The sequence below is a fragment of the Lysobacter firmicutimachus genome, from assembly GCF_037027445.1.
In the GTDB taxonomy this organism is placed as follows: Bacteria; Pseudomonadota; Gammaproteobacteria; order Xanthomonadales; family Xanthomonadaceae; genus Lysobacter; species Lysobacter firmicutimachus.
This window is the reverse complement of record NZ_JBANDL010000002.1, coordinates 2028249-2055196: the sequence shown is the minus strand read 5'-3', so window position 1 is coordinate 2055196 and position 26948 is coordinate 2028249. Positions and strand designations below refer to the sequence as shown.

27 protein-coding genes are annotated in these 26948 nt (G+C 69.3%); 15 read left to right on the top strand and 12 right to left on the bottom strand.

The genetic code is table 11. From position 1 onward, the window contains the following. The first annotated feature begins 14 nt into the window (after positions 1-14). From V2J18_RS09055 to V2J18_RS09045, 3 genes are read left to right on the top strand one after another with little or no spacing between them, the layout of a single operon-like run. Positions 15-602 (top strand): hypothetical protein, encoded by a 588-nt coding sequence (locus V2J18_RS09055; RefSeq protein ID WP_064748211.1) that lies wholly within the window; start codon positions 15-17, stop codon positions 600-602. Next, positions 599-1498: a hydroxymethylglutaryl-CoA lyase gene (locus V2J18_RS09050; protein ID WP_336131600.1), complete on the top strand. Its 900-nt coding sequence runs from the start codon at positions 599-601 to the stop codon at positions 1496-1498. Before V2J18_RS09055 ends, V2J18_RS09050 begins: the two co-directional genes overlap by 4 nt. Then, positions 1495-4059, top strand: a complete 2565-nt coding sequence (locus V2J18_RS09045; RefSeq protein ID WP_336131599.1) for a sensor domain-containing protein — start codon at positions 1495-1497, stop codon at positions 4057-4059. The genes V2J18_RS09050 and V2J18_RS09045 overlap by 4 nt, the downstream gene beginning before the upstream one ends. Positions 4060-4099: 40 nt before the next feature. Here V2J18_RS09045 and V2J18_RS09040 read toward each other — a convergent pair whose 3' ends face one another. The 4 genes from V2J18_RS09040 to V2J18_RS09025 all read right to left on the bottom strand — a co-directional run bounded on the left by V2J18_RS09040 (position 4100) and on the right by V2J18_RS09025 (position 7150). Then, positions 4100-5131 (bottom strand): hypothetical protein, encoded by a 1032-nt coding sequence (locus tag V2J18_RS09040; RefSeq protein WP_336131598.1) that lies wholly within the window; start codon positions 5129-5131, stop codon positions 4100-4102. A gap of 234 nt (positions 5132-5365) precedes the next feature. Further along, positions 5366-5800, bottom strand: a complete 435-nt coding sequence (locus V2J18_RS09035) for a DUF4279 domain-containing protein (RefSeq protein ID WP_064748207.1) — start codon at positions 5798-5800, stop codon at positions 5366-5368. A 52-nt stretch (positions 5801-5852) separates the two neighbouring features. Further along, positions 5853-6434 carry a DUF4304 domain-containing protein gene (locus V2J18_RS09030; protein ID WP_064748206.1) on the bottom strand — a complete coding sequence of 194 codons (582 nt, stop codon included), beginning with the start codon at positions 6432-6434 and terminating at the stop codon, positions 5853-5855. Positions 6435-6487: 53 nt separating this feature from the next. Then, positions 6488-7150 carry a DUF4189 domain-containing protein gene (locus V2J18_RS09025; protein WP_064748205.1) on the bottom strand — a complete coding sequence of 221 codons (663 nt, stop codon included), beginning with the start codon at positions 7148-7150 and terminating at the stop codon, positions 6488-6490. A 195-nt stretch (positions 7151-7345) separates the two neighbouring features. On the opposite strand from V2J18_RS09025, the gene V2J18_RS09020 reads away from it, so the two are divergent. From V2J18_RS09020 to V2J18_RS08995, 6 genes are all read left to right on the top strand, one after another. Next, on the top strand, positions 7346-7828 hold the full coding sequence (locus V2J18_RS09020) for a GNAT family N-acetyltransferase (RefSeq protein ID WP_064748204.1): 483 nt from the start codon (positions 7346-7348) through the stop codon (positions 7826-7828). Between the two features lie 83 nt (positions 7829-7911). Beyond that, positions 7912-8682: an SDR family NAD(P)-dependent oxidoreductase gene (locus V2J18_RS09015; protein WP_064748203.1), complete on the top strand. Its 771-nt coding sequence runs from the start codon at positions 7912-7914 to the stop codon at positions 8680-8682. Between the two features lie 116 nt (positions 8683-8798). Beyond that, complete coding sequence (gene yeiP / locus V2J18_RS09010; RefSeq protein ID WP_064748202.1) at positions 8799-9365, top strand: elongation factor P-like protein YeiP; 567 nt, start codon at positions 8799-8801, stop codon at positions 9363-9365. After that, positions 9355-9717: a hypothetical protein gene (locus tag V2J18_RS09005; protein ID WP_336131597.1), complete on the top strand. Its 363-nt coding sequence runs from the start codon at positions 9355-9357 to the stop codon at positions 9715-9717. Before yeiP ends, V2J18_RS09005 begins: the two co-directional genes overlap by 11 nt. Then, entirely contained in the window at positions 9714-10187 is a 474-nt protein-coding gene (locus tag V2J18_RS09000; protein WP_079248342.1) for a GNAT family N-acetyltransferase, read from the top strand. The genes V2J18_RS09005 and V2J18_RS09000 overlap by 4 nt, the downstream gene beginning before the upstream one ends. Positions 10188-10590: 403 nt before the next feature. After that, complete coding sequence (locus V2J18_RS08995; RefSeq protein WP_336131596.1) at positions 10591-12678, top strand: phosphocholine-specific phospholipase C; 2088 nt, start codon at positions 10591-10593, stop codon at positions 12676-12678. 1388 nt (positions 12679-14066) lie between these two features. On the opposite strand, the gene V2J18_RS08990 is transcribed toward V2J18_RS08995, so the two are convergent. Further along, the gene (locus V2J18_RS08990) at positions 14067-14666 is read right to left on the bottom strand and encodes an NUDIX hydrolase (protein ID WP_425605977.1); all 600 of its coding nucleotides are present in this window, start codon (positions 14664-14666) and stop codon (positions 14067-14069) included. A gap of 198 nt (positions 14667-14864) precedes the next feature. Here V2J18_RS08990 and V2J18_RS08985 point away from each other — a divergent pair, with 198 nt between their 5' ends. The 5 genes from V2J18_RS08985 to mtnC all read left to right on the top strand — a co-directional run bounded on the left by V2J18_RS08985 (position 14865) and on the right by mtnC (position 20240). Beyond that, entirely contained in the window at positions 14865-16346 is a 1482-nt protein-coding gene (locus tag V2J18_RS08985) for an amino acid permease (RefSeq protein WP_064749681.1), read from the top strand. 252 nt (positions 16347-16598) lie between these two features. Next, a complete protein-coding gene (locus V2J18_RS08980) occupies positions 16599-18026 on the top strand; it encodes an amino acid permease (protein ID WP_064749680.1) in 1428 nt (475 codons plus the stop codon). 102 nt (positions 18027-18128) lie between these two features. Beyond that, complete coding sequence (locus tag V2J18_RS08975; RefSeq protein ID WP_336131595.1) at positions 18129-18767, top strand: methylthioribulose 1-phosphate dehydratase; 639 nt, start codon at positions 18129-18131, stop codon at positions 18765-18767. Further along, positions 18764-19321 (top strand): 1,2-dihydroxy-3-keto-5-methylthiopentene dioxygenase, encoded by a 558-nt coding sequence (locus tag V2J18_RS08970; RefSeq protein ID WP_336131594.1) that lies wholly within the window; start codon positions 18764-18766, stop codon positions 19319-19321. Before V2J18_RS08975 ends, V2J18_RS08970 begins: the two co-directional genes overlap by 4 nt. 220 nt (positions 19322-19541) lie before the next feature. Beyond that, positions 19542-20240: an acireductone synthase gene (gene mtnC / locus V2J18_RS08965; RefSeq protein ID WP_336131593.1), complete on the top strand. Its 699-nt coding sequence runs from the start codon at positions 19542-19544 to the stop codon at positions 20238-20240. A 311-nt stretch (positions 20241-20551) separates the two neighbouring features. On the opposite strand, the gene V2J18_RS08960 is transcribed toward mtnC, so the two are convergent. From V2J18_RS08960 to V2J18_RS08945, 4 genes are all read right to left on the bottom strand, one after another. Further along, complete coding sequence (locus tag V2J18_RS08960; protein ID WP_064749676.1) at positions 20552-20770, bottom strand: hypothetical protein; 219 nt, start codon at positions 20768-20770, stop codon at positions 20552-20554. A gap of 7 nt (positions 20771-20777) precedes the next feature. Continuing rightward, a complete protein-coding gene (locus tag V2J18_RS08955; RefSeq protein ID WP_075575281.1) occupies positions 20778-21230 on the bottom strand; it encodes a type II 3-dehydroquinate dehydratase in 453 nt (150 codons plus the stop codon). A gap of 117 nt (positions 21231-21347) precedes the next feature. Next, positions 21348-21941, bottom strand: a complete 594-nt coding sequence (locus tag V2J18_RS08950; protein WP_064749674.1) for a YdeI/OmpD-associated family protein — start codon at positions 21939-21941, stop codon at positions 21348-21350. Then, positions 21938-23551, bottom strand: coding sequence for a calcineurin-like phosphoesterase C-terminal domain-containing protein (locus V2J18_RS08945; RefSeq protein WP_064749673.1), 1614 nt, complete (start codon positions 23549-23551; stop codon positions 21938-21940). Before V2J18_RS08945 ends, V2J18_RS08950 begins: the two co-directional genes overlap by 4 nt. A gap of 358 nt (positions 23552-23909) precedes the next feature. On the opposite strand from V2J18_RS08945, the gene V2J18_RS08940 reads away from it, so the two are divergent. Further along, complete coding sequence (locus tag V2J18_RS08940; protein ID WP_095179441.1) at positions 23910-24701, top strand: hypothetical protein; 792 nt, start codon at positions 23910-23912, stop codon at positions 24699-24701. A 29-nt stretch (positions 24702-24730) separates the two neighbouring features. Here V2J18_RS08940 and hisIE read toward each other — a convergent pair whose 3' ends face one another. The 3 genes from hisIE to hisA are packed head-to-tail and all read right to left on the bottom strand — an operon-like array spanning position 24731 to position 26947. Next, positions 24731-25375, bottom strand: coding sequence for a bifunctional phosphoribosyl-AMP cyclohydrolase/phosphoribosyl-ATP diphosphatase HisIE (hisIE, locus tag V2J18_RS08935; RefSeq protein WP_425606103.1), 645 nt, complete (start codon positions 25373-25375; stop codon positions 24731-24733). A 16-nt stretch (positions 25376-25391) separates the two neighbouring features. Continuing rightward, entirely contained in the window at positions 25392-26204 is an 813-nt protein-coding gene (gene hisF / locus V2J18_RS08930; protein ID WP_336131591.1) for an imidazole glycerol phosphate synthase subunit HisF, read from the bottom strand. Continuing rightward, the gene (gene hisA, locus V2J18_RS08925; RefSeq protein ID WP_336131590.1) at positions 26198-26947 is read right to left on the bottom strand and encodes a 1-(5-phosphoribosyl)-5-[(5-phosphoribosylamino)methylideneamino]imidazole-4-carboxamide isomerase; all 750 of its coding nucleotides are present in this window, start codon (positions 26945-26947) and stop codon (positions 26198-26200) included. Before hisA ends, hisF begins: the two co-directional genes overlap by 7 nt. Position 26948 lies beyond the last annotated feature (1 nt).

Below are 26948 nucleotides of genomic sequence, written 5' to 3'. Positions count from 1 at the left end.
CGACCGTCGAGCCAATGTCCGCCGCCGCGCGCGCCCTGCGCCCGCTTGTGCTCGCCGCGCTGGCGCTGTGCGCCGGCTGCGTCGCCTTCGAGCGCAGCCCGGTGGCCGAACGCCGCTGCGACCGCGACCTGCCCGGGCACTGGCGCCTGCGCGCGGAAGGCATCGACAAAACCCTCCGCATCGATGCGCGCTGCCACACCGAAGACTGGCCCGGCCTGCGCGAGCGTCCGGTCGCGCTGGACCTGACCGGCTTCGCGATCGGCGAAGACCGCTACATCGTGCTGTCTCCGGCCGAAGCCGAACGCGCGATCGGCGCCGAAGGCCGCAGCCTGACCGGCGCGGCGCCGGCCGGCGCAGTGTTCCTGGTCTTGTATCGCATCGAGGACGGCCGCATCAGTGCCTGGCTGCCCGATTCGCAACGCGCACTGGCCGCGATCGCCCGCGGCGAGCTCGATGGGCGCAAACTGGAGGACCGCTTCGCCCTCGTCCAGGGCGACGCCGAGCGCCTGCGCGCCACGCTCGCCCGGCACACCGATCTGCTATACGACACGCGCGCCAAAGCCATGTCGCTGCAACGCGTCCCATCCAAGGAACATCCGTGACTCAGCCCTCCGCCGTACGCATCGTCGAAGTCGGTCCCCGCGACGGACTGCAGAACGAAAAGACCCCGATCGCGACCGCCGACAAGATCGCCCTGATCGACCGCCTGTCCGCGACCGGACTGCGCAGCATCGAGGCGACCAGCTTCGTCAGCCCCAAGTGGGTGCCGCAGTTGGCCGACGCGGCCGAAGTGTTCGCCGGCATCGCCCGCCGCCCCGGCGTGCGCTACCCGGTGCTGGTGCCGAACGAGCAAGGCTACGAACGCGCGCGCGCGGTCGGGGTGGAGGAAATCGCGGTGTTCACCGCGGCCTCGGAAGCCTTCAACCAGAAGAACATCAACGCCAGCATCGACGAGTCCCTGCAACGCTTCGCGCCGGTGCTGGCGCGGGCCAAGGCCGACGGCGTGGCGGTGCGCGGCTACGTCTCCACCGTGCTCGGCTGCCCTTACCAGGGCGCGGTGCCGGTCGCCGACGTGGTGCGGGTGGCGCGCGCGCTGTCCGACATGGGCTGCTACGAGATCTCGCTCGGCGACACCATCGGCATAGGCACGCCGGGCAAGGCGCGGGCGATGTTCAGGGCGGTCGCCGCCGAAGTGCCGGTCGCGGCGCTGGCGGTGCATTTCCACGACACCTACGGCCAGGCCCTGTCCAACATCCTCGCCTGCCTGGAGGAAGGCGTGGCGGTGGTCGACTCGGCCGTGTCCGGCACCGGCGGCTGCCCCTACGCCAAGGGCGCCAGCGGCAATGTCGCCAGCGAGGACGTGGTCTATATGCTGCACGGCCTGGGCATCGACACCGGCATCGACCTGGATGCGCTGGCCCGGACCGGGCGCTGGCTGGCCGGCCTGCTCGGCCGCGAAACCGGCAGCAAGGTCGGCAAGGCTCTGGCGGCGGCGTGAAGCGCGACGCGCCCGCGCCGGAGCCGCCGCCGAGCCGCACGGACGATCCGGCGCGGGTCCTGGCGGCGCTGGAGCGGGCGCAGCAGGACCCCAAACTCGACCCGGCGCTGCGCGCCCTGCTCGCCGAAGCCGCGGCCGCGCTGCGCGCGCGCGGCGGCGATGCCGAACACCGCTGCCTGTACCGCGCCCTGTTCGACTCGATCCCCGACTTGGTCACGGTGCTCGACGAAGAAGGCACGGTGATCGAGATCAACCGCCAGGGCACGCATGCGCACCGGCGGGTGCGCGAAGACATCCTCGGCCAGCCGATCCACGTGCTCAATCCGGAGCTGCCGCAGGACCACCTGGTCCCGGTGTGGGAATCCCTCAACCGCGGCGAGACCTACGTCATCGAGGTCACCAACAAGCGCGGCGACGGCACCCGCTTCCCCGTGGAGGTGCATTCGGCCGCGTTCGTCCACGAGGGCCAGCGCCGGATCATCGCGGTCGCCCGCGACCTGAGCACCCGCCAGGACGCCGAGCTGCGCTTCCGCGAGCTGGTCGAACTGATCGACCGCGGCGTGATCGTGCAGGACGACGGCCTGCGCATCGTCTACGCCAACAGCGCGGCGATGCGGCTGCTGTCGCTGCACAGCGGCGACAGCATCGTCGACGAGTTGCGCTCCGGCCATTGGATGGTGATCGACGAGCGCGGCCGCGAGCTGCCGCCCACGCAATACCCCTCGCGCATCGCCCTGGAAACCGGGCGCGTGGTCGAGAGCACCGTGCTCGGCCTGTACCACCGCAACCGCCACGAACTGATCTGGCTGTCGGTGACCGCGGTGCCGAAGTTCCCGCCCGGCGGCGACCGGCCGAACCAGGTGTTCGCACTGTTCTCCAACGTCACCGCGCTCAAGCGCGACAGCGCGCTGTTCGACCGCGCCCAGGCCCTGGCCCACATCGGCGGCTGGGAGTGGGACGCCGGCCGCGACAGCCTGTATCTGACCGACGAAGCCGCGCGCATTCTCGGCCGCGAAGTCGTGCCGACCACCATCGAGGAATTGCTCGACTGCCTGCGCCCGATGGACCGCCATCGCTTGCGCAGCCACCTCGACCGCAGCGTCGGCGGCGGCCGCGGGCTCGATCTGGAGCTGCAGGGCGTGCGCCCGGACGGCAGCGTGTTCTGGGTGCGGGTGATCGGCGACGCCGGCGCCGGCGATCCGGTCGGCCAAGTGCTGACCGGCACCCTGCAGGACGTCACCGAGCGCAAGCAGGAAGAAGAACACCTGCGCATCCAGGCGCGCAGCGATCCGCTGACCGGCCTGCTCAACCGCGACGCGGTGCTAGCCGAGCTCGAACAACGCCTGGACACCTTCCCGCAATCGCCGCTGGCGGTGCTGTACATCGACCTGGATCGCTTCAAGGTGGTCAACGACGTGCTGGGCCATGCCGCCGGCGACCGCCTGCTGGCCTCGGCCGCGCGCCGCATCCGCCAGGCCATCGGCAACGATCCGGCGCAGATCGCCCGCTTCGGCGGCGACGAATTCCTGGTGGTGTGCCCGCTCGACGGCGAGCCGCTGCGCGCCGAACGCATCGCCGACGCGATCCTGGAAAGCTTCGGCGACAGCTTCCGCGTCGACGGCGAAGAGTTCAGCATCACCGCCAGCATCGGCATCGCCCAGGCGCCCCTCGACGGCCGCACCGCGCAACAGCTGATCCAAAGCGCCGACGTGGCCATGTACGACAGCAAACGCCGCGGCCGCAACAGCTGGCAGGCCTTCACTCCGGAACTGGCCGAACAGCAGCTGCACCGCCTGCAACTGGAAACCCACCTTCGCCGCGCGGTGCACAACGACGAGTTCCATCTGGTCTACCAACCGCAGGTCGACCTCGGCGACGGCCGGGTGATCGCGGTCGAAGCGCTGATCCGCTGGCGCAACCGCTCGCTGGGCGAAATGCGCCCGGACCGCTTCATCGGCCATGCCGAAACCACCGGCGACATCGTCGGCATCGGCGGCTGGGTGCTGCACGAGGCCTGCCGCCAACTGCGCCGCTGGCGCGACGAAGGCCTGCGGGTCGAACGCGTCGCGGTCAACGTCTCTTACCGCCAGTTCCTCGGCGACGACCTCGCCAGCAACGTCGCCGCGGCGTTGTCCGAACACGGCCTGCCCGGCAGCGCGCTGGAGCTGGAATTCACCGAACGGGTGCTGATCGAGGACGCGCCCGACACGGTGCGCACTTTCGCCCGCCTGCGCGAACTCGGCGTGCACCTGTCGATCGACGATTTCGGCGAAGGCTACAGCGCGCTCAACTACCTGCGCCGCCTGCCGATCCACGGCCTCAAGCTGAGCCAGTTGTTCGTCCAGGGCGTGCCCGACAACCAATCCGACGTCGCCGTCTGCCAGGCCGTCACCGGCATCGCCCGCAGCCTGGGCCTGGGCCTGGTCGCCGAGGGCATCGAGACCGAACGCCAGCGCGGCTTCCTGCGCGAGCTGGGCGTCGGCATCGGCCAGGGCTTCTTGTTCGCTCCCGGCTTGTCGCCGGGGGACCTGCGCGATTACTACCTGAGCCGTACGAACTGAGCCCGGGCCTACGCGACCCGGCACACGCCGCGACGGCCGGTCAACGCGCCGCGAACTCGTCCATCGCCTCGCTGCGCCCGATCGCCGCCAGCCGAGCCCGGACCTCGTCCAGCCATTGCGCTTCCGGCCGGCGCGTGGCCCAGCCGTAGCTGCGCGGCAACAGCAGCGGCCGGTCGTCGAACGCCGCGATCAGGGTGGCGTTGATCGAGTCGGTGCCGATCGGCCGACGCTGCGGCAGCCTCAGCGCCAACTCGCGGGCGTGGCGCTCGTAGGAATCGAGAATCGCGCGTTGCGCGGCCGGATCGGGCCGCACCGCCTGTTCGTAGGCCGAATAGGCGACCAGAAACGACGGCGGCCGATCCTCGAGCAAGGCCGCCTGCAGACGCAGATGGCCGTCGACGATGACATAGCCGTTGAGGCAGCTCAGATACCACAGCAGCACCGGCGGCAACGCCTCCTCGCGCGCCTTCTTGCGCCACCACTTGAGCCGGCCGTCGTCGACCGCGGCCGGCGCGCGCAGGTTCAGCAGCGGGTAGCGTCCGTGCCACCAGTCGATGAAGAACAGCGGGTCTTCGCGCAAGGCGTCGCGAGCATCCTCGAGCCACCAGCTCGCTTGCGCCCGGCGCAGGGGCTCGGTTTCGAACGTCCAGGTTCCGGGCTTGGGGCGCATCGCCATCAACACCCACAGCCCCGGGTACAGGAACGAGGCCGGGCCCTCGGCCAGCGCCTGCGCGAACACCCGGCTCCATCCGGGCAGGCGTTGCGCCTGCGGCAACGCCGCATGCCGCTCGACGATCGCCGAATCCAGCGTCGACGCCGGCACTGGCGCCGGCGCCTCGTCGGCGCCGCGCAGCCAATAAACGCCCTCGTAGTCGCTCAGCAGCGTCGCCCAGAAGCGCACTACCGATTCATCGCTGCCCGCGCACTCCTGCACCAGCCGGATCCGGCCGTTGTCGCCGCTCTCCAGGTGCAACGGCGGCTTGCGATGGCGGCCGTCGTCCATCCTGCACTGCAGGGCCAGGCCGAACCACTGGCCGCCATCGGTCTCCAGGTCTTTCCAGTGCAGGTTCATAGGGCCGGACGACTGCGTTCGCGCAAGGCGCGTATCGCCTGAGGACGGGGGTATCGCAGCCGCGCGAAGACAGTGTCGGGATCGCGCTGGCGATGGTGTTCGCCGGTAGCGAACGCCCCTTCGCTCAATGCGCATCGCGGCATCTGGCCGACGCTGAGCTGGAGCCGCTCGAAACGGTCCTTTTCCTTGGCTGTGGGTATATGCGTCAAGATGCGATCTCGTCCGTCGCCCGACTCAATGCGGCTGTGCCGCTGCTTCGTCTGCCGGATCGTAAATGTCCAGTTCCAGCTCGATTCCGCGCTGCCCCAGCGCGAGCAGCGCTTGGGGCGAAAGCCGCAGATTGTCGTTGCCGCTTTCCATGAACACTCCGCAGAACAGGTCCACTCGGTAGCGCTCCCCCAGCGAGCGCCAGACCGCCAGGTCGTCGGTCACGCCGCCGAGGATCGTGAAGATCTGCGCTTCGATGTTTTCAGGCCTGTTGTCCACGGCGCTCAGGCTCCAGCGGCCTGTCTTGAGGATACGCACCCGCCCGGTGGCCGCGTTGACCAGCCGGTCGCCTTTGCGCGCCGAACTGCTCGGGCTGCTGCCAAGCAGCGTGCTGACTTCATCGGGGTCCAGGTCGTCGCCGAACACCCGCAACACCGCAGTAGACCATTCCGCCCGACTCATCCGTGCTCCGTAAATATCGCTGCCGTTCCGCCCCCGGGTGCGGGCATCGGACTCAAGCCGTCAGGTGCTTGGCCGCCCACGCGTCCGCCACCGCCGTCGCCCGCGGCCGGTCGGCCTTCATGTGTTCGATCCGGCGTGCCGCCGCCTCGCGGTCGCCGGCCGCCAGCGCCGCCGCCGCGGCCAGGATCGTCGGCGCCTCGGCCAGCCGTGCGGCGACCTTGGCCAGATCGGCATAGCCCTCCAGCCAAGGCAAGCCGTGGGCCGCGAAGGCGTCGGCCAGTTCGGGCGCCAGCAGCGCCGGGTCGCTGTCGGGCGCGAGCGTCCACCAATGGTCGCGGGCCTGCGGCATCAGCGCGCCGATGCGCTCGCGCAGGGTGCACTCGTACTCCTTGGGCTTGCCGGCCAGCGGAGCGTTTCCAGCCAACACCTCGATCTCGGGGATGTACAGGCCCAGATTGAGGGTGAAGCGCGCCTGCGCGGCGCTGTTGCCGCTGCTGGCCTGGACGTTCACCACCTGCCAGCGATCGCCGTGTCGGCGGTGGAAGCTGCGGCCGGCCTTGGCGAAGCCGTGAGATTTCAGCAGCGGGGCCAGTCCTGAAGCGACGACGGCGTCGATATGCTTGGCGGGGTCCATGGGTCTTGATCGGCGTCCTGGGCGTTGCGCCGCGCTCGGCGGCAGGGCGAGACTCAACCGCCGTCCGCGGCCAACTCGGCCGACAGTTCGCGGGTCATGGTCGCGATCTCCTCGGCGATCTGCTCGGGCGTGCGGCCGTTGTCCTCGCCGATGAAATTGCCGCCGCTGTAGTCCGAGCCGCTGCACAGCGGCAGGCGCCACAAGCGGCACTCGCCGGAGCGGGTACCGCGCTGGCACTCGGCCATGGCGGTGCGCGCGGCCACGCGCGGAATCAGGTCCAGGCCGCGGTAGGTCTTGCGCGCCTTGTCGATCACGATCGACTGGCATTGATCGACGAACGAGCCGAGCACTACGCATTCCTGCCCGGTCTGCTGGCGGCAGTAGTCCAGCGCCAGGCTGGAGGCCTTGGCGACGTCCAGCGAGTAGTTGGACGAGTACAACTGCGAACGCGCCGGATCGCTGACGTGCACGCCGAAGAACCGCAGGCGCTGCGGCGTAGGCATCATGGTGATCGCGGGCATGGTCGCCGGTGCGGTGCGCGGCGGCGCCGCGCGCTGCACCGGGCCGTTTCCGTAACCCGGCGTGGGGACGCAGATCGGTCCGGGCGCCCGGCCGATCGGACTCAGCCCTTCCGGACACCCCTGGTCGGCATGGGCCTGCTGGACGAGCAACGCCGACAGCAGCAGTCCCGCGGCCCGACAGGCCAGCTTCCTCATACGATCTCTCCTTGGCTTGCGATCCATGCCCCTTGACCCTGCCGACGGGCGGTCCGGGCGCCGGCCGTTACTGTACAACCGGCTCCGCAGCGCCTGCGCCCTCCCGGCGCCGAGTCCCGATGCGGCTACCGGCATCTTCGCATCGGCCCCGTCCTGAGCGAGGATGTGCACCGGTCCCCGACACAGAGTTATCGCATGGCCCTGCCGCCCGGCGTCCAGTTGCGCTCGATCCTGCCCCGCGACGATGCCGCGCTGGCCGCGATCGCCCGCCAGGTGCAGGCGGAGTTCGGCGCGGCCGCGATCAGCGACCCGGAACTGGACGCGATGCAGCGCAGTTACAGCCGCCCGCGCAGCGCCTACTTCCTGGTCGAACGCGACGGCAAGCTCGGCGGCGGCGCCGGCATCGCGCCGCTGCTCGGCGGCGACGAGCGCATCTGCGAGCTGCGCAAGTTCTACCTGCTGCCGTCGGTGCGCGGCATCGGCCTGGGCCAGGCCCTGCTCGACAAGTGCCTGCTGACCGCGCGCGGCTACGGCTATACGCAGTGCTACGTCGAATTGCTGGACCGCATGAGCGAGGCGCAGCGGCTGCTGGAGGCCAACAGCTTCCAGTTGCTGGACGCGCCGATGGGTTACGCGGAGCTGGCGGGCAGCCATACCTGGTACTTGCGCACGGTCTGACCGCGTCCGCGGCCGCCGGCCGCGGTCGGCGCCGATACCCCGGCTCCTTTAGAATGGCGGCTTTCCGCCTTCAGGAACCGCCCATGCAACTCGAAAACGCCCGCGCCGTCGTCACCGGCGGCGTCTCCGGCCTCGGCCTGGCCGTGGCCCAGCACCTGGTCGCCCGTGGCGGCAAGGTCGCCCTGTTCGACGTCAACGACGACAAGGGCGCGCAAGCCGTGGCGGCGCTGGGCGCGGACAAGGCGCGCTATTTCCGCACCGACGTCACCGACGAGGCCGGGGTCGCGGCCAACCTGGCGGCCGCGCGCGAGTTCCTGGGCGGGCTGAACGCGGCGATCAACTGCGCCGGCATCCTCGGCGCCGGCCGCGTGCTGGGCAAGGAAGCGCCGATGCCGCTGGGCCAGTTCCAGAGCACGGTGATGGTCAACCTGGTCGGCAGCTTCAACGTCGCCAAGGCCGCGGCCAACCTGATGCAGCACAACGAAGCCGGCGAAGACGGCGAGCGCGGCGTGATCGTCAACACCGCCTCGGTCGCGGCCTACGAAGGCCAGATCGGCCAGGCCGCCTACTCGGCCTCGAAGGGCGGCGTGGTCGGCATGACCCTGCCGATGGCGCGCGAACTGTCGCGCTTCGGCATCCGGGTGATGACCGTCGCTCCGGGCATCTTCTGGACCCCGATGGTCGACGGCATGCCCGAATCGGTGCAGCAGTCGCTGTCGGCCTCGATCCCCTTCCCCTCGCGCCTGGGCCGCCCGGAAGAATTCGCCGACCTGGTCGGCTACATCCTCGGCAACCGCTACCTCAACGGCGAGACCATCCGCCTGGACGGCGCTACCCGGCTGGCGCCGAAGTAAGCGAGGCCGGGATTCGGGTTTGGGAATTCGGGATCGGCAAAGCGATCCCCGCTCCGCCCGGCGTCCCCCTCCGCTTTTGCCAACCCCGAATCCCCAATCTCGAATTCCGAACAACGATGAAAGCCTACGACGTCAAAAAAGGTAACGTGGTCGAACACAACAACACCGTGTACCAGGTGCGCGATATCGAACGCAGCTCGCCGCAGGGCCGCGGCGGCAACGTGAAGTACCGCTTCACCATGTACTCGGTGCCGGGCGGCACCAAGTTCGACCTCAGCGTCGGCGCCGAAGACGAGCTCAAGGAAGTCGAGCTGAGCCGTCGCCAGGCGACCTTCTCGTACAAGGACGGCGACGCCTTCGTGTTCCTCGACGACGAGGACTACACCCCCTATACGCTCGATGCCGACGTGGTCGGCGACGCTGCCGGCTACATCGTCGGGGACCTGTCGGGCTGCTACGTGCAGATCATCGACGACCAGCCGGTGGCGCTGCAGCTGCCGCAGAGCGTGGCGATCGAAGTGATCGAGACCCCGCCGGAGCTCAAGGGCGGTACCGCGACCAAGCGCCCGAAGCCGGCCAAGCTGTCGACCGGCATCGAAATCATGGTGCCGGAATACATCGGCAACGGCGAACGCGTGCTGGTCAACACCACCACCGGCGAGTTCGCCGGCCGTGCGGACTGAGATCGCGCTGTGGGCCGCCGGCGCGCTCGCGCTGGCGGCCGGGTGCTCGCGCCTCGGCGCGGACGCCGGCGCGGGCTGCCAGACGCCGCCGCGCATCGAAGCCGGCCATGCCGGCGGCTGGTGCGGCTTGCCGCACGAACTGCGCGAATTCGTCATCGCGCACGAGCACAACCTCGACTTCTCCGGCGGCGAGCCCTCCGACGCGCAGGCCATGGAGGCCCTGTCGCGCGAGGCCGAGCAGCGACGCCGCGACGAACGCGCGCGCTGGGACGCGCTTCGCGCCGAGTACCGATCCGATCCGTCCGTCGCCGCGTGGATGACGCGCTACGGCCGCAGCCAGGAGTGGCCATGAACGACGCCTCCCCCGCCCCCGACTACCGTTTCGCCGCCGCCGGCGCCGCCGACCTGGAGCGGCTGATGCCGGTACTGCGCGAGTTCTACACGGTCGAGCACCTGCCGTGGAACGAACCGGCGCTGCGGCAGGCGCTGCTGACCCTGGTGTCGGACCCGAACGCGGGCCGGTTGCGGCTGATCCTGCGCGACGGCGCGATAGCCGGCTATTTCGTCCTCGGCTTCTGCTTCAGCCTGGAGTTCGGCGGACGCTACGGCCTGCTCGACGAATTGTTCGTGCTGCCGGCGCACCGCGGCGGCGGGCTGGCCAAGCGCGCCCTGGCCGAGATCGAGGCCCTGTGCCGGGCCGAAGGATTGGGCGCCTTGCGGCTGGAAGTGAACGACGACAACGCCCACGCCCGCGGCATCTACGAGCGCGCGGGCTACCGCGCGCATCCGCGCCGGCTGATGACCAAGTGGCTGCGCGACTGAGCCATGCGCCGCCTGCCCGCGCCGCATCCGGGGCGCAGCGGCGCAAGCGGCCTTTGTAGGAGCGGCGTGAGCCGCGACCGCCGAAGCGGTGCGATACCGCGCTCCTTCCGAAGCATCAGACCCGCCCGTCTTAGCGAAACCGGCGGCCGCATCCGCCCGGGCTTCGGCCGGCCGCGCTCGCGATCACCGCAGCGGTGGTCGCGGCTGACGCCGCTCCTACAAGAGCCGCCCAACGCTTCGCGCGACCGCATTCACAGAATTTCGCGGCCAAATTATCCGCCGCGGCTTGCGGAAACGTGATCCCGCTCGCGCGCGCAGGGCTGCCACGAACCTGCAATCTGCGCCTCTCAGGCTAGTCTTTTTCCCGCGGCAGCCCGCCGCCCGCCCAGCCAGGAGCCCGGCCTTGGTCACCTCCACTCGTCGCGATTTCCTCAAGCTCGCCGGCTCCGCCGCCGCGCTGAGCCTGCTGCCGCCCACCATCCGCGCCGCGCTCGCCACTCCGGCCGCGCGTGTCACCGGCACTATCCAGGACGTGCAGCACGTGGTGATCCTGATGCAGGAGAACCGCTCCTTCGATCATTACCTCGGCGCGCTGCGCGGCGTGCGCGGCTTCGACGATCCGCGGCCGATTCCGCTGCCCGGCGGCAAGACGGTGTGGGAGCAGCCCAAGTCGGCGACCAATCCGCAACCGGTGCTGCCGTTCCACCTCGACACCATGCGCACCGCCGCGCATTGCATGGCCGACATCGACCACAGTTGGAAGGGCTCGCACGCCCGCTGGAAGGACTACAACGCCTGGGTCGCGACCAAGGGCTCGATGTGCATGGGCCACTTCCGCCGCGAGGACCTGCCGTTCTACTACGCCCTGGCCGACGCGTTCACGGTCTGCGACGCCTATTACTGCTCGCACCACGGCCCGACCAATCCCAATCGCATGCACCTGTTCGCCGGCACCAGCGGCATGACCGTCGGCGACTTCGGGCCGCAGGCGGTCAACAACGCCGACGACGGCAACTGGACCGGCGACATGGCGCGCGACAACCCGAACTTCGCCGGCCATCGCTGGACCACCTACGCCGAACGGCTGCAGAACGCCGGCATCCCGTGGCGGGTGTACCAGGAGCACGACAACTACGGCGACAACTCGCTCGCCTACTTCGCCAAGTTCCGCAAGCTGGACACCGCTTCGGAGCTGTACAAGCGCGCCCGCGCCATCGTCCCGGGCTCCAACGAAACCAACGCCAAGACCTCGCGCGGCGAACACCTGATCGCCGAGTTCGCCAAGGACGTGCGCGAAGGCACCCTGCCGGCGGTGTCGTGGATCGTGCCGTCCTACATCATGAGCGAGCATCCGGAAGCGACCCCGGCCTACGGCGAGTCGCTGACCGCGCGCCTGCTGGCGGCGCTGGTGGCCAATCCCGAGGTCTGGTCCAAGACCGTCTTCATCATCAACTACGACGAGAACGGCGGCTTCTTCGACCACGTTCCGCCGCCGCTGCCGGCGATCACGTCCAGCCTCGGCAAGAGCACGGTCGACACCGCGACCGAAAACTACAAGGGCATCCCGGTCGGGCTCGGCATCCGCGTGCCGATGTTCGTGATCTCGCCGTGGAGCAAGGGCGGCTGGGTCAATTCGCAGGTGTTCGACCACACTTCGGTGCTGCGCTTCCTGGAAGCGCGCTTCGGCATCGCCGAACCGAACATCAGCGCCTGGCGCCGCAGCGTCGCCGGCGATCTCAGCACTGCGTTCGATTTCGCCAACCCCAATGCGCAGTGGCCGACCCTGCCGGACACTTCCGGCGCGATGAGCGGCGCCGACGCCAGTTGCAAGCTCAGCGCGCCCAAGCCGCCGAGCAAGCCGTCGATGCCGCGCCAGGAGCGTGGCGCGCGGCCTGCGCGGGCGCTGCCGTACGAGCTGCGCGTGGACGGGCGGATCGAAGCTTCCAGCGGCCGCTACTGGCTGGATTTCGGCAACGACGGTGTCGCCGGCGCCTGCCTGAACGTGTACGCCGGCAATCGCAGCGACGGGCCGTGGTACTACACCCTGGACGCGAACACCGCGCTGTCGGACTACTGGAGCGCGCGCCAGTACACTCAGGGCATTTACGACTTGGCAACCTATGGTCCGAACGGATTCCTGCGGCAGTTCCGCGGCGATCTGAACAAGGCGCTGTCGGCGACCGGCGCCAATCCGGAAGTGATCGTGCGCCACGATGCGATCGGCGAACTGCTGAGCCTGGAATTCGTCAACACCGGCCGCGCGGCCTGCCGCCTGACCCTGCGCCCGAACCACTACAGCGATGCGCCGGCACGCCATTACGACCTCGCCCCGGGCGCACGGGTGCGCGATCACTGGCCGCTGGCGACCAGCCGGCGCTGGTACGACTTCAGCGTCACTTGCGATACCGATGCCCGTTATCTGCGCCGCATCGCCGGCCATGCCGAGAACGGCAGCCCGGGCGTCAGCGATCCGGCGATCGGGCGGGGCTGAGCGTCGGCACCCGGTTTTGCGACGCGACCGTTCGACACGACGGTCGCGACTCGCGTCGCTCCTACCTTGACGAAGCCGCTCCTCGTAGGAGCGGCGTGAGCCGCGACCGCCGCAGCGGTGGACGCAAGCGCGGCGCCGGCGAAGACCGGCAACGCGGCAATGACGGGTGAGTTTTTGTCGATCCGCCGCTGCGGACGGTAACGCGGTATCGCACCGCTGCGATGGTCGCGGCTTACGCCGCTCCTACAGGCGACCACGCCGCTTTGGGGTGAGGACGGCCAAGCTGGAAATATGGCGGTCGCGATTCGCGTCGCTCCTACCCCTGATGACGCCGCTCCTCGTAGGAGCGGCGTGAGCCGCGACCACCGAAGCGGTGGACGCAAGCGCGACGCCGGCGAAGACCGGCAACGCGGCAACGACGGGTGAGTTTTTGTCGATCCGCCGCTGCGGACGGTAACGCGGTATCGCACACCGCTGCGATGGTCGCGGCTTACGCCGCTCCTACAGGCGACCACGCCGCTTTGGGGTGAGGACGGCCAAGCTGGAAATATGGCGGTCGCGACTCGCGTCGCTCCTACCCCTGATGACGCCGCTTCCTCGTAGGAGCGGCGTGAGCCGCGACCGCCGCAGCGGTGGACGCAAGCGCGGCGCCGGCGAAGACCGGCAACGCGGCAACGACGGGTGAGTTTTTGTCGATCCGCCGCTGCGGACGGTAACGCGATATCGCACCGCTGCGATGGTCGCGGCTTACGCCGCTCCTACAGGCGACCACGCCGCTTTGGGGTGAAGACGGCCAAACTGGAAATATGGCGGTCGCGACTCGCGTCGCTCCTCCCCTGACGACGCCGCTTCCTTGTAGGAGCGGCGTGAGCCGCGACCGCCGAAGCGGTGGACGCAAGCGCGGGCCCCGGCGAAGACCGGCAACGCGGCAACGACGGGTGAGTTTTTGTCGATCCGCCGCTGCGGACGGTAACGCGGTATCGCACCGCTGCGATGGTCGCGGCTTACGCCGCTCCTACAGGCGACCACGCCGCTTTGGGGTGAGGACGGCCAAGCTGGAAATATGGCGGTCGCGACTCGCGTCGCTCCTACCCCCGATGACGCCGCTTCCTTGTAGGAGCGGCGTGAGCCGCGACCGCCGAAGCGGTGGACGCAAGCGCGGCGCCGGCGAAGACCGGCAACGCGGCAACAACGGGTGTGTTTTTGTCGATCCGCCGCTGCGGACGGGAACGCGGTATCGCACACCGCTGCGATGGTCGCGGCTTACGCCGCTCCTACAGGACAACCACCTCGCTCCTACAGGGCAACCACGCCGCTCCTACAGGCAGACGCCGCCGCTTGCTACAGGCGAGCCGCTGCGGCGCTGGCGCAGCGGCCGGCCGCGATCCTCACCCCCGCGCCAGCCACTTGCGCGCCATGCGCCGCATCGATTCGTCGCTGGTCGGGTCGGCCAACAGCTCGGCGATGTCGCGCCAGGCCAGGTCCAGCGATTCCTCGCTGACCACGTAGTCTTCGTTGTCGCCGGCGCGAACCACGTAGCGCAGGTCGTAGTGCCAGTGCCCGGGGACTTCGTGGCGGGCCGGGATCCAGTGCCGGTCCAGGTCGAACAGTTCCGGCTCCACGCTCAGTCCGGTCAGGCCGGACTCTTCCTCGGCCTCGCGCAGGGCGACCTGGGCCAGGTCGCGGTCGCCGTCGGCGTGGCCGCCGAGCTGCAGCCAGCGGCCGAGCTTGCGATGGTGGGTCAGCAGCACGCGCCGGCCGGCGCGGTCGATCAGCCAGGCGCCGCCGGTGAAATGGCCGGCCAGACGCTCGCGCAGGAAGGGGTCGCCGGGTTCGGTGGCGCCGTCCGGCGCCGTCTCTCCGCCGTCGGCTTCGGTGAGCAAGGCCAGAAACGGCAGCGTATGTTCGGCTTCGTCGGGCCATTGGCGCGCGTACAGGTCGAGATTGGAACGCAGCTGACCGATCGAGTCCGAATGTTTCACAGGCATACCGAAAAAAGCACAGGGCGCAGAGCCGGGACCGTGATTATCGCCGCAAAGGCCATGACCGGCTCCGCTTGCCGCCCGTTTCCGCACTGGGTTAAGGTGGCCCGCCGCCCCGCTCCGGGAGTCGGTCATCCATCGTCGTCGCAGAACGACGGGCACAGATCACTTCAGATCACTTCTTACGAGAGAGAGGGGAGTTCGATGTCGAGAGGCCTGTTCATCACCAAGCCCGTGGCGCCGGCCGGCCACGTGGACGCCGGCGAGCCCGTGGAGGGCAGCCTCGAAGGCGAAGCCACGCTGAAACGGTCGCTGACCGCGACCCAATTGGTGATGCTGGGCATCGGCGCGGTCATCGGCGCCGGCATCTTCGTCCTTTCCGGCCACGCCGCCGCCGAACACGCCGGCCCGGCGATCGTGCTGAGCTTCATCATCGCCGGCTTCGCCTGCGCCCTGGCCGGCCTGTGCTACGCCGAGTTCTCGGCCATGCTGCCGGTCTCGGGCAGCGCTTACTCCTATTCCTACGCCACCCTGGGCGAGTTCGTGGCCTGGTTCATCGGCTGGAACCTGGTCCTGGAGTACCTGTTCGCCGCCTCGACCGTCGCGGTCGGCTGGTCGGGCTACCTCAACAGCCTGCTGACCAGTTTCGGCGTCGGCCTGCCGACCTCGCTGTCGGCGGCGCCGCTGAACGTGGTCGATGGCGCGATCGTCTACACGGGCGGCCTGGTCAATCTGCCGGCGGTGGCGATCGTCGCCGCGCTCAGCGGCCTGTGCTACGTCGGCATCACCCAGTCGGCCTTCATCAACTCGATCATCGTCGCGATCAAGGTCGTGGTGATCACCCTGTTCGTGGCCTTCGCCGCGAAGTACGTCAACCCGGACAACTGGGTGCCGTTCATTCCGGAGAACCAGGGCCCGGGCAAGTACGGCATCGACGGCATCGTCCGCGGCGCCTCGGTGGTGTTCTTCGCCTACATCGGCTTCGACGCGGTCTCCACCGCCGCCGGCGAGGCCAAGAACCCGCAGCGCGACATGCCGATCGGCATCCTCGGCTCGCTGGTGATCTGCACCATCATCTACATCATCGTCTCCGGCGTGCTGACCGGCCTGCTGCCGTACCACATGCTGAGCACTCCGAAGCCGGTGGCGACCGCGCTGGAGGCCTATCCGGCGCTGGGCTGGCTCAAGCTCGCGGTCGAGATCGGCGCGATCGCCGGCCTCAGCTCGGTGATCCTGGTGATGCTGATGGGCCAGCCGCGCATCTTCTATTCGATGGCGAAGGACGGCCTGCTGCCGCAACTGTTCGCCAAGGTCCATCCGAAGTTCCAGACCCCGTACATGGGCACGATCATCGTCGGCGTGTTCGCCTGCATCCTGGCCGGCCTGCTGCCGATCGGACTGCTCGGCGAACTGGTCTCGATGGGCACCCTGCTCGCTTTCGCCACCGTCTGCATCGGCGTACTGATCCTGCGCAACACCCGCCCCGACCTGCCGCGTCCGTTCCGCGTGCCGCTGGCCGTGGTGGTTTGCCCGCTCGGCGCCGCGGCCTGCCTGTACCTGTTCTGGAAGCCGTTCTCGGAGCACTGGCACCTGATGACCGGCTGGACCGTGATCGGCCTGCTGATCTACGCCTTCTACGGCTACAGCCACAGCAAGCTGCGCAGGGCGGCGGGCGGCAAGGCCTGAACCCGGCGCATTCATGATTCGAGGCCGGCGGACACCTTCCGCCGGCCTTTTTCCTTTCCACGCACAGACGTTTCCACCGCAGCGACCGGCTCGCCGTTCGGGCCCGCTCCTCGAAGCCGTCGTTCCCGCGAAAGCGGGACTCCAGGGCTTCGCCGGGGCACGACTTCGAAGTCTTCGGATTCCCGCCTTGACGGGAATGACGGGACGCAGGGGATCCGGATCGCGGACACACGCAACACCAGGACGAACCCCATGCTGGAACAACTCCGGGCGACCAAACACCCGCACGCTGCCCACAGCGACGCCGACGGCCTCAGCCTGCACCGCACCCTCGGCCCCTGGGGCCTGACCGCGCTCGGCATCGGCGCGGTGATCGGCGGCGGCATCTTCGTCATCACCGGCAAGGCCGCGGCCGAACACGCCGGCCCGGCGATCATGCTGTCCTTCGTCCTGGCCGCGATCTGCTGCACCTTCTGCGCCCTGGCCTACGCCGAGTTCGCGGCGATGGTGCCGGTCTCCGGCAGCGCCTACACCTACACCTACGCCACCCTCGGCGAACTCTCGGCCTGGTTCATCGGCTGGATGCTGATACTGGAGTACGGCGTCTCCGCCTCGGCGGTGGCGGTCAGTTGGACCGGCTACTTCCTCAGTTTGTTGCAACACTTCGACATCACCCTGCCGGCGGCGCTGGTGCAGGCGCCGCTGGACGCCAAGCTGCGCCCGACCGGCGCGATCGCCAACCTGCCGGCGGCGGCGATCGTGCTGCTGCTGACCTGGCTGTGCTACGTCGGCATCCGCAAATCCTCGGCCATGAACATGGCGATGGTGTTGCTGAAGTCGGGCCTGATCGTGCTGGTGATCGCGGTCGGCTGGAAGTACGTGAACCCCGAGCTGTGGACCCCGTTCATCCCCGAATCGCAAGGGCACGGCAAATACGGCTGGGAAGGCGTGCTGCGCGGCGCCTCGATGGTGTTCTTCGCCTATATCGGCTTCGAGGCGGTGTCGGTGGCGGCGCAGGAATCGCACAAGCCGCAGAAGGACATGCCGATCGGCATGATGGCCTCGCTGGCGATCTGCACCGTGCTCTACATCGGCATGGCCGCGGTCATGACCGGCCTGGCGCCCTACACCACCCTGGGCACCGACGAGCCGGTGGTCACCGCGATCGCCGCCCATCCGGCGCTGAACTGGCTGCGCGTGGTGGTCGAGGTCGGCGCCCTGGTCGGCCTGTCCTCGGTGGTGCTGGTGATGATCATCGGCCAGCCGCGCATCTTCATGATCATGGCCCGCGACGGCCTGCTGCCGCCGGTGTTCACCAAGATCCATCCCAAGTACCGCACCCCGCACATCAATACCGTCATCACCGGCATCGGCATCGCCCTGCTGGCGGCGCTGTTCCCGCTCGACATCCTCGGCGACATGACCTCGATGGGCACCCTGATCGCCTTCGCCGCGGTCTGCGCCGGCGTGCTGATCCTGCGCCGCACCCAGCCCGACCTGCCGCGCCCGTTCCGGATTCCGTTCGCCTGGCCGATCTGCCTGGCCGGCATCGTCAGCTGCCTGATCCTGCTGTCGACCATGAGCGCGCACAACTGGATGCTGATGGCGGTCTGGACCGCGGTCGGGATCTTGGTCTACTTCCTGTACGGCTTCCGCCACAGCCGCCTGCGCAAGGCCTGAACGGCACTGCGCGGGCCCGCGGCAACGCTGTGTTGCCGCCAGCCGGGGCAAACCCACGGCGACCGGGCCGCCCCGGTCGCCGTTTGTTTGTAAACTGAGACCATGAACAGCCCCCTGCCCTACGACCCCCAGCACCTGTCGCACTGCGCCGGCGAGATCATCGTCAATGTGCGCGAGCTGGCCCAGCGCGGCTGGACTCCGGCCACGAGCAGCAATTTCTCGCGCCGGATCGACCAGTCCCACGTCGCCATCACCGTGTCCGGCCGCGACAAGGGCCGCCTGACCGAGGCCGACATCATGGTCGTGGACCTGGACGGGCAGCCGGTCGCCACCGAGCACCGCCCCTCGGCCGAGACCCTGCTGCACACCCAGCTGTACAAGCGCTACCCCGAGGTCGGCTGTGTCCTGCACACCCATTCGCAGACCCAGACCGTGGCCTCGCGCCTGTTCGCCGGCCAGGGCCACGTGCATCTGGAGGGCTACGAGCTGCTCAAGGCCTTCCGCGGCACCACCACCCACGACACCGAGCTGGACCTGCCGGTGTACCCGAACACCCAGGACATGCCGACCCTGGCCGCCCAGGTCGACGCCACCCTCGACCACCAACCGATGTGGGGCTATCTGATCGACGGCCACGGCCTGTACGCCTGGGGCCGCGACATGGCCGAGGCCCGGCGCCACCTGGAGGCGTTCGAATTCCTGCTCGGATGCGAACTGGAACTGAGGAGACTGCAGCGATGAGCCGCCTGCGCATTTTCGCCGAGGACGAGCCCGGCACGCCGACGCTGAGCACCAGCGATCAGGCGCAGATCGCACGCGAACTGGCCAAGATCGGGGTCGGCTTCGAACAGTGGCAGGCCGCCCAGCCGGTCAAGCCGGGCGACACGCCGGAAGCGATCATGGCCGCCTACCGCGCCGACATCAAGCGCATCACCGCCGAACGAGGTTTCAAGACCGTCGATGTGGTCAGCATCGCCCCGGACAATCCGCAGCGCGAGGCGATGCGAGGCAAGTTCCTCGACGAGCATTACCACAAGGAAGACGAAGTGCGTTTCTTCGTCGCCGGCTCGGGCCTGTTCACCTTGCACGTCGAACCCAACGTGTACGAGATCAAGTGCGAGCAAGGCGACCTGATCTCGGTGCCCGACAGCACCCTGCATTGGTTCGACATGGGCCCGGAGCCGAGCTTCGTCGCGATCCGTTTCTTCACCGAGCCGGACGGTTGGGTCGGCTATTTCACCGGCAGCGACCTGGCCCAGCAGTTCCCGCGCTACGAGAAGGGACAGGCGGGCTGAGAGCGGGGAACGAGTAGCGAGCATCCTGCGCCGTCTTCGGCGGTCGTCCGCCAAAGCTCCGCTCTGCACACTTTATCCCGGACCTCAGCCCGCACCCGCTCGATGCCGAGAAGCGGCCAAGCGCGTACGGATCGGCGCCGCGCCGCTCTCTGATCGCGACTCGCAATTCGCCTCCGCTTCGTTTCTCCCAACCCGTTCCTTTTACCTAATTCCTCGCCCCATGCCCATCCGCGCCATTCTCACCGACATCGAAGGCACCACCAGCAGCATCTCGTTCGTCAAGGACGTGCTGTTCCCCTACGCGCGCCGGGCCCTGCCGGGCTTCGTCGCCGCGCGCGGGCGCGAACCGGCGGTGCGCAAGTGGCTGGACGCGGTGGCGCTGGAGAACGGCGGCGTGTGCCAGGACTCGACCGTGGTCGAGGTGCTGCAGGGCTGGATCGACCAAGACCGCAAGCACACCGCGCTCAAGGCCCTGCAGGGCATGATCTGGGCCGACGGCTACCGCAGCGCGGATTTCACTTCGCACATGTACCCCGATGCCGCGCCGGCGCTGCGCCGCTGGAAGGACGCCGGCCTGCGCCTGTACGTGTACTCCTCCGGCAGCGTGCCGGCGCAGCGGCTGCTGTTCGGCCACAGCGATGCGGGCGATCTGACCGAGCTGTTCTCGGGCTGGTTCGACACCGAAGTCGGCGGCAAGCGCGAGCGCGACAGCTATGCGCGCATCGTCGAATCGATCGGCCTGCCCGCCGACGAGATCCTGTTCCTGTCCGACGTGGTCGAGGAACTCGACGCCGCCCGCGACGCCGGCGTCGGCACGGTGCTGGTCGACCGCCGCGAAGACTACCCGCAGCCGCGCGAGGGCGATGCCACGCACGGCCACACCCGGGTGGAATCGTTCGCGCAGATCGACCCGGTCTGAGCGACGCTGCGGCCGACGGGCTCGTGTAGGAGCGGCGCAAGCCGCGACGGGGGTGCCGCAGCTACGGCGCAAGCCGCAACACGGCGGTCGCGACTTGCGTCGCTCCTACCCCAAAGCGGACGCCGTCGCGGCAAGTCATGCCCGTGTCCGCAGCCCGGGCACAGGGTTCTTCCGCATTAGACGGCCTATCCGGGGTTTGGGCGCTGCGCTCGCATACGCCCCGCTGCGGCGGTCGCGGCTCATGACCGCAGAAAGTCCCCGTGGGACGCCGCCCCTACAGGGAGCGATGCGTCGATCGCGGCGGTTGGCGGCTACAACCGGCTCAGATGACGGATCCGCACTTCATCGCGCTCGACGCCGCGCTCGTCGGCGATGCGGCGGCGGAGGCGCTCGACCAACTCGGCCGGGTCGAACGGCGTCGTATCCGTCGGCGCATAGTCCAACGTGGCCTGGCCGCGAATGCAGAAACGGCCGCCGACCAGGATCTCGTAGTCGGCGAAATAGAAATGGTGCGTATCGGCGCTGTCCATGTTCGGCTCAGGTGCCGACATGGACAGCGTTACCGCATTCGTCGCACCCCAGGTGCTCCAGCGCGATCGACAGGGCCAGGGTGTAGCTGTGCGCGGCATAGCCGTGGACCAGGCGCAGGCGCGGGCCGCAATGCGGGACGATCGAGGGTTCCAGCGCGCCCATCCGGTCGTCGTGGACTTCGATGTAGGGCATCGGCAAACCGTCCAGTGCGTCGCGCAATTCGGCGCTGGCCGGCACGCAGGCGCCGGGATCGAGCAGCAGCAGTTCGGTGTTGGCCGCACGCATGCCGCGCAGGCACTCGACCAGTTCACGCTCGCTGCGGCAGCAGCGCAGCGCGATCGATTTGCCGGCGCTGGCGGCGCGCTCGATCAAACCGGCGCGGACCGGGCCGGCCAAGGGCTGCAGCGGCCATTCGACGGCGGCACCGGGCTGCGGGCCGCGCAGGATGAGGATCGACACGTTCGCACTCGCGGCGCACTCGGGGCGGCGCGCCTTGAGGCCCAATGTAGGAAGCGCCGGCGTAAAGCCGCCATTCCCGAGCGCCGTCCGGCGCGTAAAGCCCGCGTCAATTCTTCATCAGGAATGGATCTTCTCGCCGCGCGCCAGCATCGCCACCAACTTGGCGATCCGCGCCGCGCGCGTCTCCGGCTTTTTCGCGGTGTGCACTCGCCACAACACCGCGTAGCGATTGGCGCCGTCCAGCGCCTGGAAGTACTTGCGGGCTTTCGGCTCGCGCTTAAGCGCCAGGGCCAGATCCTCGGGCACGCTCATCTTGCTGGCCGATTCGTAGGCCGCCGCCCAGCGCCCGTCGGCCTGGGCCGCGTCGACCTCGCGCTGCCCGCCCGGGCGCATGCGGCCTTCGGCGATCAGCCGTTCGACCTTGCCGATGTTGATCTTCGACCACAGGCTGCGCGGCCGGCGCGGAGTGAATCGCTGCAGGAAATACACTTCGTCCAGGCCGCGCTTGAGGCCGTCGATCCAGCCGTGGCACAAGGCCACGTCCAGGGCCTCCTGGTAGTTCACCGTCACCGCGCCCTGCCCTTTCTTGGCGATTTTCAGCCACACTCCGCGCGGCTCCGCACCGCTTTCCAGCCAACGCTCGAACGTCGCGGCATCGGCGAAGGCGATCACCGGCAGGTCGTCGGCCGGGCCTTTGGGCGCGGCGCTCACGGTGCGGCCTCGATCAGGCGATAGCGCGTGGACAAGCGCTGCTCGCCCTGCCACGCATCGAATACCCGTACTTCGATCGCATGCTCTCCCGCCGCCAGATCGGTCGGCAGCGCCGCGTTCCACAGATGCGCCGACGGCATCGCGATCGCAGCGCGGTCGTAGCCGCGCAAGCGCTCGGCGCCGTCGTCGCGGGCGTTTTCGGCCAACAATGCCGGGTCGGGCTGTTCGACCCGACGCATCGGCGTCCATTCGCCGCCGTCGATACGCAATTCCACCCGGCTGTCCTCGCGCCCCATGAACGCATTGGCGTACACGCCGCGGATCGGATACGAGCCGCGGCGCAAGGTCTTCGGCGCGTACAGGCGCAGGTGCGCGTTGGCCACCGAGTCCGCGTCCAGCGCGCGTCCGGCCGACGGCGCCGGATGCCAGCTCAGCGCATAACGCGCATCCGCGCCGATGCGCAGGCGTGCGTAGCCGTTCGGGGTGCCGTCGCTCATGGTGCTGTCGGGCAGTCCCTGGGCATCGCGCACGCCGGACCAGAACGCCCCGCAGGCGGCGCCGACGTTGTACTCGTGCAGCGGCGCGGCGCCCTGCCAGCCGCTCGCCGCGGCGTGAAAGACATGGCGTTGGGCATGGCTGTGCCCGCTCAGCACCAGCACGTGCGGGAACGGCCGCAACAGCGCGAACAGGCGTTCGCGGTCGGCACGGCGGAAGCTCTCGCGTCCCGGCGCGGCGTCGAACAAGGGAATGTGCATGGCCAGCACCAGCAGGCGCTGCTTCGGCGCATCGGCGAGGTAACGTTCGAGAAAGACGAACTGGTCCTCGCGCAGGCCGCCGATGTAGTCCGGCTTCGGCCCCGGCCGGTAGACCACGTCGTCGAACACCACGAAGTTGGCCTGCGGTTCTTCCCAGGCGTAGGTGTCCGGGCCGTAGACGTGGCGGAAGCTGAGCAGCGAGTCCTCGTCGCGGGCCGCGTCGAAATCGAGATCATGGTTGCCCGGCGCATGCAGCCAGGGCACGCCCAGGCGCGCAGTGGCGGCATTGAGCCGGGGATACAGCGACAGATCGTCGTGGGTGATGTCGCCCAGGCTCAGGCCCAACCGGGCAGCCGCGCCCTCGCGCGCCAGCGGCTCGACGATGGCCCGCTCGTAGTAGCCCACGTCGACCGCGCTCTTGGTCTGCGGGTCGGCGAACACCAGCACGTCGAGATCCTCGCCGCCCTGCGCGCGCTGCGGGATCAGACCGTAGTCCCGGCACGTCGCTTCGCTGCGCGGCATGCCGCCGTACTTCAGCGCGGGCCCTTCGTTTTCGCGCACGTTGAGCCAGTAATCGGGCAGCCCGTTGCCGCGCGCCGGCAGCCGATAGCCCGCCGGCTTGATCAGGAACTGGCTGCTTCCCTCGCGCGGCGTCAGCCGGTAGCGCCCTAGGGCATCGGTCACGACGATGATTTCGCCGTCGGACACCCGCTGCCCGGCCAATCCCGCGTCCCCGGCGTCCCGGCGCCCGTTGCCATTGCGGTCGGCATAGACCGTGCCCTCGCACTGCGGCGTCGCCGAGGCGGCCGTAGCGAACAGGGCGGACAACAGGGCGGCGGACGCGATCGGACGCATGCGAAAACTCCTTGGGAACGGCCCATTATGCGCGGGCGCCGCCGCCTCGTGCCCCACCGCTCCTGCGGCGGCGGCGTGGGCCGCGGCAACCGAAGCGACGTACGCAAGCGCGGTATCCGAAGCCAAACGGCACTCGACTCGCCGGGACCCGGCGACTCCGGGTTTCGGCCGCGAGGCTCGTCCACACCGCTGCGGTCGGTCGCGGCTCACGGCGCCCCTATAGGGGCAGGCGTATCGGATTCGGCCGATACCCGCTGCGAAGCCGGTTCCGGCTTAACAAAGGCCTAGGGACGGCCCGGATGTGCACGGCGAATGCGGCGTCCTAGGGTGAGTCTCCCCCAACCCGTTGGAGTCCGTCATGGTCACGCCGATCACTGCGGCGGCACCGACCGCCTACCCCTATCGCCCCGAACCGCCCGAGCCGCCGACCGCTTCGGAGGCCACCGACCGGGCGATCCGCCAGTACCAGACCCACCTGAGCCAGGGCGCCGGCGCCTCGCAGCTCGCCGACGACCGCGCCGCGATCGACAAGGCGGTCGCGGTCGAGATCCAATTGCAGATCCTCGCCCTGCCCGGCCGCGGCAAGACCGAACGCGAGCCGACGGTGGCGCAACTGGTCGAGCAGTACGGACAGAAGATCCTCGAGCGTCATCCCGACCTGCCCGCCGCGTCGCGCGAAACCATCGAATCGGCGATCGGGGCCTACAAGACCGAAGCGACCCAGTGGGCGCCGGAAGATCGCGGCAAGGTCGAGGCTTACATCAAGGACGCGATGGAGCGTCATCCCGACGACATCCAGGGCGCATTCGAACAGTTGCGCGACCTGCGCTGGACCCCGGGCCACTTCTACGACACCAATCTCGCCGTCGCCGCCGATTACCTGCGCGCGCGCTGGGAGACGCAGAAGTCCAACAACATCGTCGCCGGCATCATGGTCGACACCTACATGGACAAGAAGAAGAACGGCGAGATCCCGCAGAACGGGCCCGGCCCGGTGTCGCCGTATTCCGAGCTGCAGAAGGAATACATGCACAAGGGCGTCGAGGACCAGTGGAATACCTTGAACTGGTTCGAGAAGGCCTTCCTCAGCGATCAGTCGGTGACCATCGGCGGACTGGCGCGGGCGGCGTTCGAGAACGACATCAGTTGAGTCGGCGGCGCTGGGGCGGCGTCTGGCCCTCAGTCCTCGCGCCGGCGCGCGCCGCGATGCGGCTGGCCGTGGCGTTGGCGCAACACCGCGACCGCGTCGGCCAGCGACAGGCCGCGCGCGCGCAACAGCACCTGCAGGTGGAACAACAGGTCGGCGGCTTCGGCGCATAAGGCCGCGTCGTCTTCGCCGACCGCCGCCAGCGCGGTCTCCACCGCCTCTTCGCCGACCTTCTTGGCGATCGCGGCCGCGCCCTTGGCGAACAGGTGGGTGGTGTAGCTGCCCTCGGGACGCTCGCGCTCGCGCCGGGCGATCAATTCGTCGAGTTCGCCGAGGAAGGCCAACTCGTCGCCGGGGGCCTTGGGAAAACAGCTGACCCGGCCGAGATGGCAGGTCGGCCCGTGCGGCACCGCGCGCACCAGCAAGGTGTCGCGGTCGCAGTCGGTTTCGATCGAGACCAGGTCGAGAAAGTGGCCGGAGCTTTCGCCCTTGGTCCACAGGCGCTGCTTGCTGCGGCTGTAGAAGGTCACATGGCCGCTGGCCAGGGTCGCGTCGAGCGCGGCGCGGTCCATGTAGCCGAGCATCAGCACGCGCAGGTCCGCCGCGTCCTGGATCACCGCCGGCAACAGGCCGTCCTGCTTGTCCCAGGCCAGGGCGTCGATCTGCGCTGCGTCCAGGCCGGACGCGGCGCCGTCATTGGAGTTCGCGGACTGGGACACCCTGCTCTCGCAACACTGCCTTGAGGACCGGAATGCGGATGCTGCCGGAGTGGAACACGCTGGCCGCCAAGGCCGCGTCGACGTCGGCTTCGCGGAACACCGCACCGAAATGCTCGATCGCGCCGGCGCCGCCGGAGGCGACCAGGGGCACCTCGCATACCGCCCGCACCGCAGACAGTTGTTCGATGTCGTAGCCGCTGCGCACGCCGTCGCTGCCCATGCAGTTGAGCACGATCTCGCCGGCGCCCAGGCGCTGCGCCTCGACCACCCAGTCCAGGGTGCGCCGGGCCAGCGCCTGGGTGCGGTCGGGGTCGCCGGTGTACTGGCGCACCCGCCATTCGCCGTCGGGGTCGCGCAGGCTGTCGATGCCGACCACCACGCACTGCACGCCGAACTCGGCGGCGATCTCGCCGATCAGCGCCGGCCGTTCCAGTGCGGGCGTGTTGATCGAGATCTTGTCGGCGCCGGCATTGAGCACGCCGCGCGCGTCCTCGACCGAACGGATGCCGCCGGCGACGCAGAACGGAATGTCGATCGCGCGCGAGACCCGCTCGACCCAGTCGCGATCGACGCTGCGGCCCTGCGGGCTGGCGGTGATGTCGTAGAACACCAGTTCGTCGGCGCCCTCGTCGCGATAGCGCAGCGCCAACTCGACGATGTCGCCCATGTCGACGTGATCGCGGAAGCGCACGCCCTTCACCACCCGGCCGTCGCGCACGTCCAGGCACGGCACGATGCGCCGGCTCAGCGGCGTAGAGTTCAGCGCGGGCGCGGAGGCGTTCAGCATCGGCGCACCTGGCGCAATGCGTCGCCGAGCTGGAAGCGGCCTTCGATCAGGGCCTTGCCGAGCACCGCGCCGCTGCAGCCGACGCCGTCGGCGGCGACGATGTCGGCGATGTCGCGGATGCCGCCGGACGCCTGCACCTGGACCTGCGGCGCGATCGCATGCAGGTGCCGGTACAGGTCCAGGTTGGGACCGGCCATGGTGCCGTCGCGGGACACGTCGGTGCACAGCAGGTGGCGCAGGCCGGCGCCGGCGTAAACCTCCAGCACCGGCTCCAGGCGCGCACCGCTGGCTTCGGTCCAGCCGGCCACCGGCAGCTCCCAGCCGCCGTCGCCGGTCTGGCGCACGTCCAGGGCGATGGTGATGCGTTCGGTACCGAAGCGGCGGAACCAGCCGATCACCTGTTCGGGTTCCTTGACCGCCAGCGAGCCGATCACGACCCGGTCGGCGCCGGCGTCGAGGATGGCCTCGACGTCGGCCTCGCTGCGCACGCCGCCGCCGGTCTGCACCCGCATCCAGCTGGAGGTGGTGATCGCGCGCAGCAGCGGCGCCAGGGTGTAGCCGCCGTAGCGGGCGGCGTCGAGGTCGATCAGGTGCAACCATTTGGCGCCGGCCTCGGCATAACGGGTGGCCAGCGCCAGCGGTTCGGTCTCGTAGCGGGTCTCCTGGGCGTAGTCGCCCTGGTGCAGGCGTACGACCCGGCCGTCGCGCACGTCGATCGCGGGATACAAGGTGGCGTTGCCCATG